Source organism: Bifidobacterium sp. ESL0825 (assembly GCF_052606465.1).
This window is the reverse complement of sequence record NZ_CP199589.1, coordinates 1,523,317-1,540,472: the sequence shown is the minus strand read 5'-3', so window position 1 is coordinate 1,540,472 and position 17,156 is coordinate 1,523,317. Positions and strand designations below refer to the sequence as shown.

15 protein-coding genes are annotated in these 17,156 nt (G+C 59.1%); 8 read left to right on the top strand and 7 right to left on the bottom strand.

The features are described from left to right. The first annotated feature begins 121 nt into the window (after positions 1-121). The 7 genes from ACUIAG_RS06655 to ACUIAG_RS06625 are packed head-to-tail and all read left to right on the top strand — an operon-like array spanning position 122 to position 7,785. A complete protein-coding gene (locus tag ACUIAG_RS06655; RefSeq protein ID WP_445339431.1) occupies positions 122-1,936 on the top strand; it encodes an FTR1 family iron permease in 1,815 nt (604 codons plus the stop codon). Then, the gene (locus ACUIAG_RS06650) at positions 1,933-2,556 is read left to right on the top strand and encodes an iron transporter (protein WP_045925021.1); all 624 of its coding nucleotides are present in this window, start codon (positions 1,933-1,935) and stop codon (positions 2,554-2,556) included. The genes ACUIAG_RS06655 and ACUIAG_RS06650 overlap by 4 nt, the downstream gene beginning before the upstream one ends. 13 nt (positions 2,557-2,569) lie before the next feature. Then, on the top strand, positions 2,570-3,844 hold the full coding sequence (locus ACUIAG_RS06645; RefSeq protein ID WP_445339430.1) for a Fe-S-containing protein: 1,275 nt from the start codon (positions 2,570-2,572) through the stop codon (positions 3,842-3,844). Between the two features lie 22 nt (positions 3,845-3,866). Beyond that, entirely contained in the window at positions 3,867-5,177 is a 1,311-nt protein-coding gene (locus ACUIAG_RS06640; protein ID WP_445339429.1) for an ABC transporter permease, read from the top strand. A 16-nt stretch (positions 5,178-5,193) separates the two neighbouring features. After that, complete coding sequence (locus ACUIAG_RS06635; protein WP_313836377.1) at positions 5,194-6,360, top strand: ABC transporter permease; 1,167 nt, start codon at positions 5,194-5,196, stop codon at positions 6,358-6,360. 44 nt (positions 6,361-6,404) lie between these two features. Further along, positions 6,405-7,232 carry an ABC transporter ATP-binding protein gene (locus ACUIAG_RS06630; RefSeq protein ID WP_101433096.1) on the top strand — a complete coding sequence of 276 codons (828 nt, stop codon included), beginning with the start codon at positions 6,405-6,407 and terminating at the stop codon, positions 7,230-7,232. A gap of 1 nt (position 7,233) precedes the next feature. Continuing rightward, complete coding sequence (locus ACUIAG_RS06625; protein WP_313838614.1) at positions 7,234-7,785, top strand: FMN-binding protein; 552 nt, start codon at positions 7,234-7,236, stop codon at positions 7,783-7,785. A gap of 73 nt (positions 7,786-7,858) precedes the next feature. On the opposite strand, the gene ACUIAG_RS06620 is transcribed toward ACUIAG_RS06625, so the two are convergent. After that, complete coding sequence (locus ACUIAG_RS06620; protein WP_445339428.1) at positions 7,859-9,148, bottom strand: class I SAM-dependent methyltransferase; 1,290 nt, start codon at positions 9,146-9,148, stop codon at positions 7,859-7,861. A 189-nt stretch (positions 9,149-9,337) separates the two neighbouring features. Here ACUIAG_RS06620 and ACUIAG_RS06615 point away from each other — a divergent pair, with 189 nt between their 5' ends. Next, positions 9,338-9,760 (top strand): DUF4186 domain-containing protein, encoded by a 423-nt coding sequence (locus ACUIAG_RS06615; protein ID WP_445339427.1) that lies wholly within the window; start codon positions 9,338-9,340, stop codon positions 9,758-9,760. A 5-nt stretch (positions 9,761-9,765) separates the two neighbouring features. Here ACUIAG_RS06615 and ACUIAG_RS06610 read toward each other — a convergent pair whose 3' ends face one another. The 6 genes from ACUIAG_RS06610 to ACUIAG_RS06585 all read right to left on the bottom strand — a co-directional run bounded on the left by ACUIAG_RS06610 (position 9,766) and on the right by ACUIAG_RS06585 (position 17,070). Continuing rightward, entirely contained in the window at positions 9,766-10,764 is a 999-nt protein-coding gene (locus ACUIAG_RS06610; RefSeq protein ID WP_445339426.1) for a hypothetical protein, read from the bottom strand. Between the two features lie 436 nt (positions 10,765-11,200). Continuing rightward, positions 11,201-12,190, bottom strand: a complete 990-nt coding sequence (locus ACUIAG_RS06605) for an ABC transporter permease (protein ID WP_029676084.1) — start codon at positions 12,188-12,190, stop codon at positions 11,201-11,203. 93 nt (positions 12,191-12,283) lie between these two features. Beyond that, the gene (locus ACUIAG_RS06600) at positions 12,284-13,801 is read right to left on the bottom strand and encodes a sugar ABC transporter ATP-binding protein (RefSeq protein ID WP_445339425.1); all 1,518 of its coding nucleotides are present in this window, start codon (positions 13,799-13,801) and stop codon (positions 12,284-12,286) included. Between the two features lie 2 nt (positions 13,802-13,803). Then, positions 13,804-14,763: an ABC transporter substrate-binding protein gene (locus tag ACUIAG_RS06595; protein ID WP_101433044.1), complete on the bottom strand. Its 960-nt coding sequence runs from the start codon at positions 14,761-14,763 to the stop codon at positions 13,804-13,806. A gap of 26 nt (positions 14,764-14,789) precedes the next feature. After that, the gene (locus ACUIAG_RS06590) at positions 14,790-15,881 is read right to left on the bottom strand and encodes a LacI family DNA-binding transcriptional regulator (RefSeq protein ID WP_445339424.1); all 1,092 of its coding nucleotides are present in this window, start codon (positions 15,879-15,881) and stop codon (positions 14,790-14,792) included. A gap of 148 nt (positions 15,882-16,029) precedes the next feature. Next, positions 16,030-17,070 (bottom strand): LacI family DNA-binding transcriptional regulator, encoded by a 1,041-nt coding sequence (locus tag ACUIAG_RS06585; RefSeq protein WP_445339423.1) that lies wholly within the window; start codon positions 17,068-17,070, stop codon positions 16,030-16,032. Positions 17,071-17,156 lie beyond the last annotated feature (86 nt).

Here is a 17,156-nt window from a genome sequence, read left to right as displayed (position 1 = left end):
GCTATAAACAAGTCTGTTTTTCCACTTGTGCTTGAGCTAGATTGATTTCCGGTAGTTGTCAAATCGGCCTTCGTTTCTTGCAGGTTCGATTACGAGGGACTGACGAAGGAGATCATCGCCCATGGTTGCACAGGTCTGCAGGACGCGAGTGGCCAGGACCGTTGGCTCCCTGCTCTCATGCCTGCTGCTGGCCCTGATATTCCTGTTCCTGCAGACCCCGCAGTCGGCCATGGCGGCGAGCGGAGCCACGGATTATGACAACTGGGCCCAAGTAGCTGGCTCTGTATCTCGCCAGCTGGATAGAGGGTGTGAGGACTACGCCCGGGGGGATCATGCCGGGGCGGCCTCGCAGTTCATGGGGGCCTACAACGTGGGTTACGTGGGCTCCGGGTTTGTCTCTGTCGTGGAGTCGACCCTGGGGCAGGACAGACGCAACGCCCTGGACGGGCAGTTTCAGGCCCTGCAGAGCCAGGCCTACGCCCCTGATGCCGGGCAGGCCCTGACCCAGGGCAGTGAAAAGCTCAAAGCCGATCTGGCCGCAGCGGCCACCCAGCTGGATGCCACCCAGGGGCTGGCCAATCCCCGCGCCTATGCCAAGGCTCAGCAGGAGCAGATCAAGGCGGACCGTCGAAGGCTGGACGCAGCCAAGAAGCATCGGAACAACGGCAAGGGCGACCGGACCTGGACCCAGGTGGCCCACGAGATGACGCCCATTCTGGATCAGGCGCTCGCCCAGGCGTCCAAGGGGCAGGGCCAGGCGGGATCCGACCTGGTCAACAAGGCCTATTACCAGTATTACGAAAAGCTGGGCTTCGAGAAGAACGTCATGAACGCCATCAGCGGCAACAGGGTCTCCCAGGTCGAGTACCAGTTCAAGGAGACCCGGATGACCATGGTGGCGGGCAAGCCGGCCAAGACCCTGGTGAACGACCTGAAAAGCATGCTGATCGAGGATGCAGCCATTTTGGATGGAGGCGCCGCGGACCAGGTCAATGGGTGGACGTCCTTCCTGACTTCCGCCTTCGGCCAGGCTTTCGTAGTTCTGCTGAGGGAGGGTCTGGAGGCCATCCTGGTGGTAGCGGCCATCATCGCCTACCTGGTCAAGGCCGGCCATAAAGACAAGATTCGGCACATCTACTGGGGCATTGCGGCAGGTCTGGTGGCCAGCGGGCTGGTGGCCCTGCTTTTCACCCTGCTCTTCAACGGGAATGGCCCCCAGCAGGAGATCCTGGAGGGCGTGGTGGCCCTGGTGGCCATGCTCATGCTGCTCTACACCAGCAACTGGATGCTGTCCAAGTCCTCTGTGGAATCCTGGAACCACTACATTCAAAGCCGGACGGTGGCGGCCATCTCGAAGGGCAGTGTGATCTCCCTGGCCCTGCTTTCCTTCCTGGCGGTCTTCCGCGAGGGGGCTGAGACGGTCATGTTCTACCAGGCCATCTTCGCCATGGCCCCTGGCGGCTCACGGGAGATCTGGACCGGTTTTGCGGCCGCCGCCGTGGTCCTGGTCATCGTTTTCGTGCTCATCCGCTTCACCTCGGTCAAGATTCCCATCCGGCCCTTCTTCATCATCACCAGCCTGCTCATGGCGGTTATGGTGGTCATCTTTGCCGGGGGCGGCGTCCATGCCCTGATCGAGGGCGACCTGGTGCCGGCCACCTATCTGCCCGGGGTGCCCACCAGCGACTGGATCGGGCTGTATCCATACACGCAGACCATCGGCGCCCAGATCCTGGCGGCCCTGGTCGTGGTCGTGCTGGCAATTGTGTCGACCCACCGCCTGCACAGGCAGGAGCGTTCGCGGTCGAATCAGGACTCCGGCAGGTCAACGTCGGCAACCGCCCGCCAGACGGAAACCGAGCAGGCTGCCGAAGGGGCTGTGCCCTCTGAGGTCACGGCATCCATGCAAACACCAAAGAGCGAAGGACAATCATGAAGAAGAGACAATTGACCGCCCTGGTCGCGCTGGTGCTCTCAGGCACCCTGGCCCTGGCGGGGTGCGGCTCCGGCGGGTCAGGCACCCGTGAGGCCCCCGCGCCTGAGGCTTCCGGTGCCTCCCAGTCCTCGGCGGGCAAGGGGGCCGGATTCGAAGAGATCCCCATCCCGCCCGACGATCAGCAGAAGGGTCCCCTGAACATCGGCACGGTCTTCTTCCAGCCCATCGACATGGAGCCCGCCTCCATGGGGCTGAAGGCAGCGGATGCCAGCCTGCACCTGGAGGCTGACATCCATGCTCTGCCCAACAACAACCTGGGCTATGCCAAGGGCGAGTTCGTTCCGGATCTGACCGTCAACTACACCATTCAGAACAAGGATGACCCCAACGACAAGCAGTCCGGCACCTTCATGCAGATGAACGCCTCGGATGGCCCGCATTACGGGGCCAACATCAAGATGGAGAAGGCCGGATCCTACAAGCTGACCTATTCCATCGACTCTCCTGAGAAGAAGGGCTGGATGCTGCACGTCGACCCGGAGACCGGCGTGAAGGGACACTTCTGGACCGAGCCCATCGTGGTCAGCTGGGACTGGGACTACACGCCCCACCAGTGGTAAGCTGCTATGCACCATGCTTGAGCAATTTGTCACGGTCTTGCCGGGGACGCTGGCCCCGGCCCTCCTGGTCATGGTTTTCAGTGTGCTTTTGGGGGTTGGCGAGGGTCGCGATCGGCCCCGCTCCTCCTCCTGGCGACTGATTGGCCTGGGGGTCGGCGTGCTGGGGGCGTTGGTCTTCGCCCTCCTGCGCGCCACCGTGATCATCAACCGCCGGACCATGGTCAACTATCCGACCCTGGTGGCTTGCGTTCTGGCCGATCTGGCGGCCATCGCGGTAGTGCTGGTCGCTGACCGGCTGGTTTCAGACTGGCATCGCCGCCCCTGGGCCATGGATCTGGCCAACGGTTTCGCGGCACTGGCCATAGCACTGACCACCTTCCGTGCCCTGCCTGATGTCATCCTGCAGCTTACGGCCTTTGTTGAGCCGGGGGAGCCGGTGCTGACCTCGGCGATGCTCCTGCGGGCCCTGGGCTTCCTACTGGGTCTGGCTGCCGCTGTGACGGTGGCTGCCATTCTGAGGACCATGCATACCTCCTGCCCCCGGGTAGCCTTCCGTCTGGCCGCCCTGCTCATGGTGGTCCTGCTGCTGGTCCGGCACGGCGTAGCCCTGGTGGCCCTGATGCAGACCACCGGCCTGGTTCTTCTGCACGGCTGGGCCTTCCGGGTCATGGCCCTGGGTTACAACGCCGACCTCATCCTGGTGCTTGCCCAGGTTCTGGTCTTCATCATTCCAGTCCTGGCCTGCCTGGTCGCAGGCTGGCGCATGCCGGTGACCGGAGCCTCCACGGCCGACGACCGCAGCCATCGGGCCTTCCGCCGAAGGGCCCTGGCATCAGCGGTCTGGAGCCTGGTGGCCATGATCGGCGTCACCCTGGCCCTGACGGTGGGTACCGCCAAGGCCCACCAGGTGCCTGTGCTCTCGCCTCCGGAGAAGTATTCCTTGACCTCCGATACGGCTACCATCCGTTTCTCCCAGGTGGAGGATGGCCACCTGCATCGATTCAGCTACCGGGCCAAGGACGGCACCGAGATGCGCTTCATCATCATCCGCAAGAATGGCGCGGCCTACGGGGTAGGGCTGGATGCCTGCGATAACTGCGGGGATGCAGGCTACTACGAAAAAGACGGCAAGATCATCTGCAAGAAGTGCGACGTAGCCATCAACCTGGCCACCATCGGGTTCAAGGGCGGCTGTAATCCCGTCCCCCTGCCCTACAAAACCGGCCGGGGCGCCATACTGATCAGCACCGCCGACCTGGATGCCCTGTCCTCGCACTTCAAGAGCTGAAAAAAGGGAAGGAGCGGTTGGTATGTTCTTCATGCGAATGATGCTGCGGTCGTTCAGCCGCCAGTTCGGGCGAAGAATGCTCATCGCCGTCACGGTCTGCCTGTCTGCCTGCGTAGCTACGGCCATGCTGGGGGTGGTCTTCGACGTAGGTGACAAGCTCAACGCGGAACTGTCCACCTACGGATCCAACATCACGGTCCAGGCCAAGGCGGATGCCGTGGTCTCCGACCTCTACGGCGACCAGGAGGGCGGCCCCTCAGGCGATGAGTCAACGCCGACCGCCTTCCTCAAGGAGTCCCAGGTGCCCAGGATCAAGACCATCTTCTGGGCCTACAACATCACCGACTTTGCCCCCCGCCTGGACCTTCGCGGCACTGTGGACCAGGCCGCCGCCCCCCTGGTGGGCACCTGGTTCGGCCGGACCGTCAAGGTCGACAGCGGTGAAAGCAGCACCGCGGGCCTGAAAGGTCTTCGGCCCTGGTGGAAGGTTCAAGGCCGCTGGCCCAAGGATGAGGCCGTATCCGGCGGCAAGTCTGAGGCCATGATGGGCAAGGAGCTGGCTGCACGACTGGGTGGCCGTCAGGTTGGCGACCAGGTCAAGGTCGGCCTGGGTAATCAGCAGCGGACCGTCACCATTGTGGGCATCTTCGATTCCGGTGATGCTGATGCCTCCTCCCTCTACCTGCCCACCAGGGCGTTGCAGGAGATGTCCGGCCTGACCGATCAGATCGACCAGGTGGAGGTCAAGGCCCTGACCACGCCCGAGAACGACCTGGCCCGCAAGGCCGCACGAAATCCTGCTGCCCTCTCCCAGGACGAGTGGGAGACCTGGTACTGCACGGCTTACCCGTCCTCCATCGCCTACCAGATCGAGGAGGCCATCCCCGGGTCCATGGCCAAGCAGGTCAGACAGGTGGCAGCCCTGCAGGGCGATGTTCTGCAGAAGACCCAGGCGGTCATGATCCTGATGACTGTGCTCAGCCTGCTGGCGGCAGCCATCGCCGTGGCCAATCTGATGGCATCCTCCATATCCGAGAGGTCCTCGGAGTTTGCCCTGCTCAAGGCCTTGGGCGCCACTGACGGGGCCGTGTCCCGACTGGTGCTGGCCGAGACGGCGCTGATCGCCTTGGCTGGGGCTCTGGTCGGCGCCCTGCTGGGCTCCGGAGTGGCACAGATTGTGGGCAGAGTGGTCTTCGGCTCGGGCATCACCATGAGGCCCATGGTCTTCGTGCTGGTCTTCGTGCTGCTGGCCCTGACCGTGCTGCTGGCGTCCATTTCGTCCATCAGATCGATTCTGCGGCTTCGGCCGGCGGAGGTGCTTCATGGCCGCTGATCGCCATACAAGCCATATGACCAACACCCGTATGTTCCTGACCATGCTCTTCGGGGCCGTCTTCCGCCGTAGGGGCCGGGCCCTGATGGCCGTGGTGGCCTCCTTGGTGGGTGCGGCCACCCTTTTCTGCCTGGCGGCGGTCTGCATCGAAGCCCCCAGGCAGATCAACCAGGAGATGCGCTCCTACGGGGCCAACCTGGTTGTCTCGCCCATTCAGGGAGGCAATCGGTCCGGGTCTGGCATCGAGCAGGGCATGGTGGACCACACCACCCACATGGTGACTGCCAAGGCCCCGGCGCGGTACGCCACCTATCGATATGAGACGGTGCAGGTCAATGCCGGGGCTCGCGTGATGGCCGGCATCCAACCCGACCAGGTGCGTCAGCTCAACCGTCACTGGAGTGTGGAGGGATCCTGGCCGCAGGCTGGTTCAGTCATGGTAGGGCGGGATCTGGCAGATTCGCTGGGGCTGACCACTGGCAAGCAGATAACTATTGGCTATCCGGCCGGGCAATCCACCGTCACGGGCAAGACCGGAGGGCAGGGGCGAGACTTCCGTGTGGGGGGCATCGTCGATACCGGCGGTCCCGAGGATCGCATCATCTACGCCGACCTGACCGATCTGGAGCTCCTGACCGGGGCCAAGCGGGGTACCGATGTCATCGAATACTCGGTCAACACCATGACCTCGGGGCTGAAGACCATCGCTGCCAGCATCAACGACATGACCTCCATGGGGGTCAAGGCCCGGCCGGTCACCAGGATCACAGCGGGCGACAGCCACACCATCGCCATGCTCCAGTCGCTCTTCTGGCTGGTTTCGGTGGTGGTGCTGGTCCTGACCTTCGTGGGCGTGGGGACCACCATGGCCTCCATCGTCTCCCAGCGGCGCAGCGAGATCGGCCTGCGCAAGGCTCTGGGCGCCTCCTCGCGGGGGATAGCCATGGAGTTTCTGGCTGAGTCGGCCTGCTACGGATTGGCAGGAGGCCTGATCGGCACCGCTCTGGGCTATGGCTTCGCCCGGCTGCTCTGCCTGTCCGTCTTCCAGCGGCCGCTGGGCTTCAACTGGTGGCTGGCCCTGGGCACGGTCCTGCTGAGCGTGGCCATATCCATGATCGCATCCATCCGGCCGGTCCTCCGGGCTTCGCGTATCGACCCGGCCCTGGTTTTGAGGGAGGAATGACAATGACGCAGGCAAAGGCGAACGAGTCCCCGTCGGGCGGCGGCATGCTGCTGGATCTGGACCATGTATCCAAGATCTACGGCGATCTGCATGCCCTGGACGATTTGAATTTGAGCGTCCCGCAAGGTCAGTGGCTGGCCGTGGTGGGGTCATCCGGCTCAGGCAAGACAACCCTGATGAACATTCTGGGTTGCATGGACACGCCCAGCCGTGGTTCGGTCCGCCTGCAGGGGCGGCCGTTGGAGGATCTGAGCCAGTCCCAGCTGGCCGATGTGCGCAAGAACGTGATCGGCCTGGTCTTCCAGAAGTTCTACCTGGTCCCGCATCTGACCGCCCTGGAGAACGTCATGGTGGCCCAGTACTACCACTCAGTGGTGGACGAGGACCAGGCCATGAAGGCCTTGGACCGGGTGGGCCTGGCGGATCGGGCCCGACATCTGCCCAGCCAGCTTTCGGGCGGCGAGCAGCAGCGGGTCTGCGTGGCCCGGGCGCTGATCAACGAGCCCAAACTGATCCTGGCTGACGAGCCCACTGGCAACCTGGACGAGGCCAATGAGCGGATCGTGCTGGACCTCTTCCGGCAATTGCATGACCAGGGGACCTCCCTGATCGTGGTCACCCACGATGCCCTGGTGGCCTCCTGCGCCCAACGGGAGATCATGCTCAACCACGGTGTGCTGGCCGGCGAACAGTGGAATGATGAGGAGGCCAAGCGGGCCTACCTGGCAGCCGGAGGTCGGCCGGCCTTCAGTGGAGCTCCTGGCGATTCCGGGGACCAGGATATTCCGGTGGGCTTCCACGACCCCACCAAGACGGCCAAGACCGGCGGTACCCTGCCGGGATCGGCTGCTGATGCAGAAGGAGGGCGTTGAAATGGCCACAAGCAGGTCTCGGGGACTGGCCACGGCCTCGGCAACATTGGCGACCCTGGTGGCGGTGGGCTCTCTTTTGGGCGGCTGCGGAAGCCAGCAGGCCAAGCCCATGGATGACGAGTTCGCCGGGTCAGGCGCAGAGTCCAGCTCTGCTCCAGGGTCAGCGGAAGGATCCGGCGCGGCGGGCGAGGGCAAGCCTACGGCCGTCTCGCGTGATGGGTTGCCGGCCGCTCCGGCCGACACGGGCAACTATCACGACGGCACCTACGCTCTGACGGGCAAGTACGGACATGACGGGGCCGACACCATCGATGTGGATCTGGATCTGTCGGGAGGGCAGGTGAGCCGGGTCCAGGTCCAGGGGCATTCGGACTCGCCCATTTCACGCGGTCACATGGAACGCTTCGCCCGGGCTGTGCCCGGTGTGGTCCAAGGGCGTCCGCTCAAGGACCTCAAGGTGGAGAAGGTGGCCGGGGCCAGCTGGACCTCGGACGCCTTCAACAAGGCCCTGGACCTGGCCCGGCTGGAGGCTTCGGCGGACAGGTCTTCCTGAGAACCGGGCTGCACGGGTGGCAGAGACAAAAAGGGGCGAGGAATCGAATCCTCGCCCCTTTTCTTCAGATCAACTAGCGATCCCACCAAGGACGCAGCGGGTAGGTGTCCGTGCCGGTCTCGGGATCAGGCTTGATGCACTGGAACTGGTGTATTTGAATGTTGTCGAGCTCGAAGTTGAGCCGCGCGCCGGCCATGTACAGGCCCCAGAGACGCGCCTTGGGCTCGCCCACCATGGGCTTGGCCTGGCCCCAGTGCTCCTGGAGGTTCTCAGTCCAGTGCTTGAGGGTCAGCGCATAGTGCTGGCGCAGGTTCTCCTGGGTGATGACCTCGAAGCCGGTGTCCTGGATGGCCAGTTCGATCTCGGCCGGGCTGGCCAGCTCGCCGTCGGGGAAGATGTAGCGGTCGATGAAGCCGCCGGCCCGCTTGTGGTCATGGGAGTTGGTGCGGGTGATCTGGTGGTTGAGCAGGACGCCGCCCGGACGCAGCTTGTCCATCATCTCCTTGAAGTAGGAGGGATACTGCTTGTAGCCCACATGCTCCATCATGCCGATGGAGCAGATTCCATCGAATCCGGACTCGGGCACGTCGCGGTAGTCCATCAGCCTGACCTCGGCCAGATCCTGCAGGCCCTCCTGACGAATCCAGTTCTGAGCCCACTCGACCTGCTCCTCAGCCAGAGTCACGCCGATGACGTGAATGCCGCGGCGGGCGGCCGCGATCTCCATGGAGCCCCAGCCGCAGCCCACGTCCAGCAGACGGTCGCCCTTGTTCAGGTGCATCTTGTCCAGGACCATGTTGAGCTTGTGCCACTGAGCGTCCTCCAGGCTGTCGTCCTCCTTCTCGAAGACGGCGCAGGTGTAGGTCATGGAAGAGCCTAGGAAGAGCCGGTAGAAGTCGTTGGACTGGTCGTAGTGGTAGCTGACAGTGGCTGCGTCGCCCCGGCGGGTGTGGGGACGGATGCCCTCAGTCAGTCGCTTGGCCAGGGAGGGCCCTTCGATGGCCGGCGGCTCGGGTACGCGCACCCCGTGTGAGAAGACGGCCGCAGCTGCCCGGGCCAGCTCCATCTTGCTGGGATGCTTGACGAAGTGCTTGAGGCCCATCAGTTCCTTGAGAACCTGGTAGGGGTTGCCTGGCAGCAGCTCGGGAGAATCCAGATCGCCCTGCAGGTAGGCCCGGGCCAGACCCAGGTCGTTGGGATTTTCCGTGATGTAGTACATGGCACGGGAATTCTTGACTTCCAGATGCAGCGGCGCTTGGTCCTGCCCGAAGACCGACCCATCGAAGGCGGTCACCTGCACAGGCGCGTCAGGGGTGAGGAAGAGCCCGATCATCTCGGCTACAGTCATCTTGCTTTTGGCCATGAAGCCCCCTTGTGTGACCCGGACATGACCGAACATGGCGGGTCTGGTAGTTAGTGGATACAAGTACTGTCTTCACCCTACCCCTGACACTGGTCCCTATCAGTGTCATGTTCAGTGAATTATTCCGCATGGGAAACCTTGCCTGGGTACAGACTCTTTGGTAAGGCTGAACAGGGAGGCGAGCAGGAAATGACCAGCAGCGGATCAGCGTCGGCCGGGGCAGATGAGGCCTGGATTCAGCAAGTGCTTGCCAGATTGGGGCATTCGCGCTTTCGGTCCGGTTTCTCCCTTTCGGCCAAGGATCGCGCCTACGCCCGCGCCAAGGGCAGGGATACCATCGACCGCCACGCCCATGAAATGCTGTCCAAGCGTGTGGGGCCTGCCCACCCTTTGAAGGACGGCAAGCAGACCCCCTACCGCGGGCATCCGGTCTTCACGGCCCAGCATGCCACGGCCACCTGCTGCCGGGGGTGCATCGAGCGCTGGCACCACATCCCGCGCGGCCGGGCTCTGACCGATGCAGAGGTTGATGCTCTGGCCAGGCTGGTCATGGCCTGGATCGAGCGCGACTTGGTGAATCATCCGGTCCGTCAGGACAGGCGGACCGGATGATTCGTTCAGGAAGCTTGCTTTTGGACTTGTATGCTTGCCTGAGTCTCCAAATCAGCTCTTTCGCGCCAAGATTGAGCATAGTTGCCGTAGATGGTGCGGATTCGAGTGCCGACAGGCAGGGCTGGGGACTCGTTTTCTGTGTTGGTTCCCCAATTCACCCATCCGGATTGTGGCCGCTGTACGATCTGGAAACCGCCTGATGGTTGTGATGTCAGCCATATCATGCATCGCCCGTTACTGCTGTTGAATTCTGCAGTGCAATCAGCGGCCCCTGGGAAGATGGTTTGGTCTTTCAGGGATGAGACATCAATTGCCTGACTTGGCATATGCCATGGACGCTCATTCGCATCAGCGGTCACGTGTGCCTGGGCGGTCACCTGAGCCAAATGTTCTCGGATCTGCGCATCGGTGAGAGCGTGCTCCCAGTATGAGAACAGCCGCCAGTACAAGTCCCAGTGTGCATTGGTCAAATCTCTGTCCAGAAGATTGCGGAAGTATGCGAATCTTGCTGGTTCTTCCTGGGGGTTTTCCTGGTTCTTGGACTCGTTGATGATGGAAGCCACCTCTTGCTTCAACAGGGCTGCATAGGGATCGCCTTCTCTGTAAGGGGTGCGGTTATAGGAATCAAAGCGGTCAAAGACCAGTCCTCCTTCGCCGCTTTCAAATTCATCCCCAACTGTGATGCGATCTAGGGCACAGCGGCCGTTGACTTCAGTTTCGAAGTGATCCACATGGTATCGGCGGTCGAAAAAGTCGACATCACGGTAGAAAGTAAATTCGACCGAGAAGGTTTTGCCGCGCAGCTCTGGACGGAGACCATCGGGAATGCGTCCGCTCAGCAAATAGCGGTGCATGACCGGTCCGCATTCCTCAACCGTTACGTGTGCCACCACATGCTCGGGCGGGTTGATAAGCCCATTCTCAGGGGTGAAGAATGGACCATAGAAACCGCCCAGGGCGTTGTTGCCGCTCCTAAGCAAGTCGACCTGCTCCTGCTTGCTCATGAAGTGTCGGATTCCCCACTTGGATGCGCCTTCTCCCGATCCTGTGCCTCTGCATAGTTCAAGATCGAAGTATCCGGTATCCAGTCTGCATATGGCATCACGCTCGTGGAATGGTTGTATTGGCTTGATGCCTCCCGTAGCTTCAGACGGTTCAGATGTGGAACTAGCTGCACTTTCTGGTTCATATGATGAATCGTCAAAGACTACAATTTGGCCATCATGCGGTTCTACTATTCCCAGATAGACCGAGTTTTCGGGCGTGCTCTCCCCAGCCAGGCGTTGAAAGGGGACGGCACCTTCTTGCTCGACTTGGGCAGTCAGAATCGGCTGGTTGATTGAGCTAGGCAGACGTATGCGAATCGGTCTGGGGCCCGAGTGTGCTGGTCCGGAATAATGAATCCGATAGCGTGCGGATATATTCATGGCTGTTGCCTCCTTATGCGTCTATGCTGGCTGCTCTTCTCCTCAAGAAGGAGAATGAGAAGGAATTCTGCTTCATGCCATCAATCAGGACTGCAATGATGATGACTACGCCTTTGATCAGCTGCTGGGTGAAGAATGGCACATTCATCAGCACCAGACCGGTTGTTAAGACTCCGAAGATGACCGAACCGATGACAGTGCCTGATATGCGTCCTTTGCCTCCGGCAAGTGAGGTGCCGCCGAGTACCGTTGCAGCGATGGCATCCATTTCATAGCCATTGCCAGCCGTCGGCTGTGCCGATACGACCCTGGCGGCGAAAATGCAGCCTGCCAGACCGGCGCATAGCCCGGCGATCAGGTAGACGGACATAAGGACTGACTTGACATTGATGCCTGCCAGACGGGCGGCTTCTGGATTGCCTCCTACTGCGTAGACATGAGCTCCATACCGGGTTTTGTCCAGGACCACCCACATGACCAGATATACGACGACCATGATGATGAAGGGGATCGGTATGTGCCAGATGTACCCATTGCCGATCGCTCTAAAAGACAGATTATTGTCAACGATCGGCAGTCCGCCAGTGATCGTGTATGCCAGTCCTCTCAGGAATGTCATAGTCCCGAGAGTGACGATGAAAGCGGCCAGGTTGCAATAGGCAATAAGCAATCCATTGACGAGTCCAGCTATTGCCCCAACGATGATGCCAAGGGATACGGCAATCAAAGGATTCATGCCTGAGCGGGCTGCCAGTACAGCCACACATCCGCTGACAGCGATTGTCGAGCCCACAGACAGGTCGATGCCGGCCGTAATGATCACCAGCGTCATGCCTGCCGCCAGAATGGCGTTGATGGATATGGCCCTGGCTACGTTGAACAAATTGCTCAGCGTGCCAAAATTCGGTGCCTTTACCAGCATGAAGAGTATGAGCAGCAAGAGGACGAAGGGCATGCCAACCTTCTCCCAGATTGCCGCAATATTGACGTTTTTGCCTTTCATGATGCTTCTTTCATGTTTCAAATTACGGTTGCCGGCTTCCCAGATGATGCATACGGACGGTGGAGCGGAACCATGTGTTTGCTGTCTTATGAGTCAGTCGAGCAACTGCGGTTTGCTCACCCCGGTGGCATATGACATTACGTTTTCCTCAGTCGCTTCTGTGGCCGGAATGTTGGCTACCACCTCGTTCTGCCGGACTACTAGAATCCGATCACTGACTCCCAACACCTCAGGCAGATCAGAGGAAATCATCAGGATCGCCTTCCCTGCTTTTGCGAGGGAATTGATCAAGCCATATATCTCTTGTTTGGCGCCCACATCTACTCCACGGGTCGGTTCGTCAAGGATGAGCAAGTCCGATTGCTTGAGCAGCCATCGGGCTAGAACGGCCTTCTGCTGATTGCCTCCGGACAAATTGTTGATCTCGGTATGCTCCATGGTCTGGTCGATGTTGACCTCCTGCATGATGTTCCGAACGGATGCCCGCATCTTGCCCTTGCGTAGAAGATGCAAATATTGGAACTGATCCAGTGATGAGATGGCGATATTTTCTTCGACGCTCATGACGGGGAAGATGCTCTGGGTCTTTCGGCTTTCCGGCAGGTAGGCCACTCCATGATTGATTGCTGATTTTGGAGAGTGGAAAAGAACCTTGTTCCCCTGAAGCTGGACGCTGATGGAGGCGCAGCGGTCGGCTCCTATTATGGCACGCGCCATTTCTGTCCTTCCGGCGCCGACCAGCCCGGACATGCCCACAACTTCGCCGGCGTGGACGCTGAATGATACAGGCTGGTCGTCTTCCTTGATTCTGAGATTTTCGACCCTCAGAACCTCGGCGCCTTTCTGTCGGGCATCGTGCTCATAGAGTTTTTCAACCTTTCTGCCGACCATTTTGGATACGACCTGAGATTGGTCGACCTGGGAGAGCTTGTCGGTCAACACAGTCTGGCCATCGCGGAGCACGGTAATCCGATCAGCCAGACGCCAGACCTCCTCCATGCGGTGCGAGATGTAGATCAGTCCAGTGCCCTCGTCGCGAAGAGTGCTGATCAGGGTGAACAGCTGCTCCGATTCGGCTTTCGATAGGGAAGCGGTGGGCTCGTCCAGAATGAGTATTCGGGCCTTCTGGGCGAGGGCCTTGGCTATTTCGACCATTTGCTGTTCGCCGACGCCTAGTTTGCCCAACTCCGTATTTGGATCGATGTCCGCCTTGATGACCTCAAGCTTGCTTCTGGCTTCATCCTTGAGGCGCTTTTTGTCTATCAGACCGTACCGCGTCTTTGGCTCCTGACCCAAGGCCAGGTTTTCGGCGACAGTCATGGTTGGGACGACGTTGAGCTCCTGATGGATGATGGCAATGCCTTGATCCGTTGCCTGCTTGGGGGTTCGGATCTCAACAGGCTTGCTTTCGATGGCAATGGAGCCGGAATCGAGGCTGAGGTTGCCTGACAGGATGTTCATCAGCGTCGATTTTCCTGCCCCGTTTTCACCCATCAGAGCCAGAACCTCATGGTCATAAAGGTTTAGGCTAACGTTGTCGAGGACTGTTACACCTGAAAAGCTCTTGCAGATGTTCCGTAGCTCCAATAAGGCAGCTTTATTCTCTGACATGCTCACCACCCTTTGTACTTGTTGACGTTGTCGCGAGTGATCATTTCGCTGGGAATCAGGATGGTCGTTTTCTTGGGTGTCTTTCCTTTGACCTTGTCCTGGGCGAACTTCACGGCCTGATCAACCATGGCCCTTGGATTCTGGGTGGCTGCACCGATGAAAGGCGAACCTGCTCGCTTGAGCTCGTCCACTCCTTGTGGGCTGGCATCGATGCCTGTGACGATGATCTGGTCCTGCCGCCCGGCTTGTTCCACAGCCAGGGCTGCCCCAAGGGCAGAGGGGTCGTTCATGCCGAAGATGCCCTGCACGTCCTTGTTGGCGGTGAGCATATCGGTGGTCACTGTCAACCCTGTGGCTCTGTCGTTCTTTGAGGCCTGCTGGGCTACCACTTTGATTCCAGGGTATTTCTTGAGCGCTTGCTTGCAGCCTTTGATCCTATCGGTGATGGTTTGAATGGGTGTTCCATCAACGATTAGGATGTTACCTTTGCTTCCCAGCTTCTCTGAGAGGTAAGAGCAGGCAAGCTGCCCAGCCTGCACGCCATCGGTGGTTACGATAGCATCAGCTCCTTTGGCTGGGGTGTCTACAGCCACAACGATTATGCCTGCGTCTCTAGCCCTCTTGATTGCCGGTTGCAGGCCGCTTTCATCGACGGCGGATACGATGATCAGATCCACGTTCTGCTCGATGAAAGCAGAAATTTGGTTATCTTGGGTAGCCAAATCGAGTTGGGCGTCCTGAACGTTCAGACGTGCTCCGATTCGTTTCGCCTCCTTTTTTGCCTCCTTGTCCATGGAAGAGAAGAAGGGATTCGACATATCTTGAACCATCAGACCAATGCTTTTGATTTCAGTTCGCTTTGGTGCAGACTGCCTGTCTTCGTCGCCATTGCTGCAGCCGGTTAGAGCGAGCGATGCGGCCAGAATTGCCACCATCGCAGTGATGATTTTCTTGGATCTCATAATTTAATTTACCTTTCGCAAAACGGTCAGGCAGCCCCCGTTGGATACCTGCAACCGCACGATTCTCTGATCTTCAGTGATGCTTCAATCGTTTGATGGATGGGCCCCATCGTCATTTGCGGTTTCCCATCCGGTTTCGAATCGTCGTCACCTCCTTTTCTGTCTTGTTTCTGATCAATCAGTGCAAGAATGTGTTCAGCGGCCTTGGCGCCGATTCCATAGCTGTCTTCCGCAACCAAGGTGATGCGCGGTTTTAGCAGATCGGACCATATGAAGTCGTCGAACGCCACTAGCGCCAAATCGTCGGGAACTTTAATTGCCCTTGCCTGCAAGGCAGTCATGATCCCCAGCAGTATCGGGTTGTTGCCGGCGATAATGACATCGGGCTGGAATTTGTCATGATCCAAAAACCCGTCGAGTGCTTTCCGTGTGGAGAACTGATCGTTGCCGCATTCCAGAACACGGATGGCGGCTCCGCATCGCGCAGCTGCTTGGCGGAGCCCTGATTCTCTGATATATCGGCTGTTCCAGACTGATGGGTAGATGACCAACAACCATCGTTTGAAGTGATGCCCCGCCAAATGGTTCCCCAGTTTGTTCGAGGCATCCTTGTTATCTGTTGTGACATAGGAGAAGTCCTCGTGAGTTGATCCAGGAGTCGAATCGACGAAGACTACAGGCATCTTCCACTCCCGCAGCCGCTGCCGGGATGAGTCGCTCAGTCCCAGGGTTGATATTATCCCTCCGGGTCGCGTTTCCAAGACATGCTGGAGCAGCAGGCTCTCGGCGGACTCTGAGTAGTGGCCGTCAATGGCGATGTCTGATATGAGCAGGTTTTCGCCCCTTATTTGGAATATGCTTTCGATTCCGCTAATCAGATCCAGGTAGTAGGGATTTGACATTCCTGCTGTAAGGAGACTGACTGAGTGGTGAAGTCCCTTGCGCAGATCCCTCGCATTGACGTTGGGAATGTAGCCCTTTTCTTTAGCGACTTTCAATACGGCGGCACGTGTGGTTTTGGAGACCCCGCTTAGGTCGTTGATGGCCCTTGACACGGCATACACGGAAAGGTTCAGCTCGTCCGCAATGTCCTTCAAGGTAACGCCAGTGTGTTTCATCATCGAATCCTAAACGTTTATTATTAGCAATATAAGAATACTATCAGGTTAATTTTGTCGGGTCAAGTTATATCTGGAGGCGGTGGGCGATGATGGCATCTTTCTAATGGTGCCGGTCCCCGTAATCTTTTGCTGTTAACACAGTGCTTTACTGGCTCGGTGGTATCTCTCCAGAACCTCTGGCGATCAATTCAGTAGGAAGCAGGATGTGGCGAGGTTCGGCAGTTAAGCCATCGATGCGTTCGAACGCCATGTTTGCGGCTATTCGGCCGATGTTCTCTGGATTCTGCTTGATGACGGTGATTCCAGGATCAAGCATGTCAAACATATCGGCGTCATCAAAGCTGATGATTGCTATGCTCTTTTCCAATCCCCTTGTTCTCAGGGCGCGAATTACGCCTCGGGTGATGAGGTTCTGTCCCGCGAAGATCGCGGTCGGCCGTTTGGCTCGCGTTCTGTCTATCAGTTCGCATGTGACGGTGTAAGCTTTTCGCTCATCCATGTCGTCGACGAGATCAATATTGTCCATTGGCAGGGAGCTCTCCTTGATGGCGGTGAGGAAACCTTTTCTCCGCTGGCTTACGGTAAACACGTTTTTCTGGGCTCCCAGGTAGGCCATGTTTCTGTGCCCAATGGATAAAAGCGCTTGGGTTCCCTTGATTGCACCCGCATAGTTGTCAGACATGACGGTGTCTGCAGGCAATCCCATAGAAGTACTGTCGGCAAAGACGACGGCCAGTCCGCGACGTATTTCGGGAATAAGGTAGTCCTGTGAGCTGGCGGCTGTGACCAGGATCAGTCCATCTATCCGCCGGCTCAGCATTTCGTCTACGGTCTTGGAGTCCCTGTCTTGATTACCGGTAAGCGCCGAGGCCAGAACCAGACTGGAGTGCTGCACGGCGACGCTGTCGATGGACCAATGCACCGATGAGGAGAAGGGATTGGGTCTGGCTCCCAGCAGAACCCCGAGGGTTCTGCTGTTGCTTTTGCCGCGTCTCAGGTCGGCTGCATGCACGTCGGGCCGATAGTGCAGCTCCTTGATGGCCGAAAGGACGCGCTCCTTGGTCGTTGAAGAGACATAGGGCTCTTCATTGATCACACGGGATACCGTCTTTGGCGCGACTTGTGCAAGGGCCGCCACGTCCTTGATGGTGGGGTGGCTGTTCGCGTTGCCGCTGTTCTGTGTCATATCTAGCATTGTCCCCCGTGAATTGACAACGGTCTGTAATTAGTATAGCTTTACATATGTCAACGTTGTCAGACAACGTTGACATA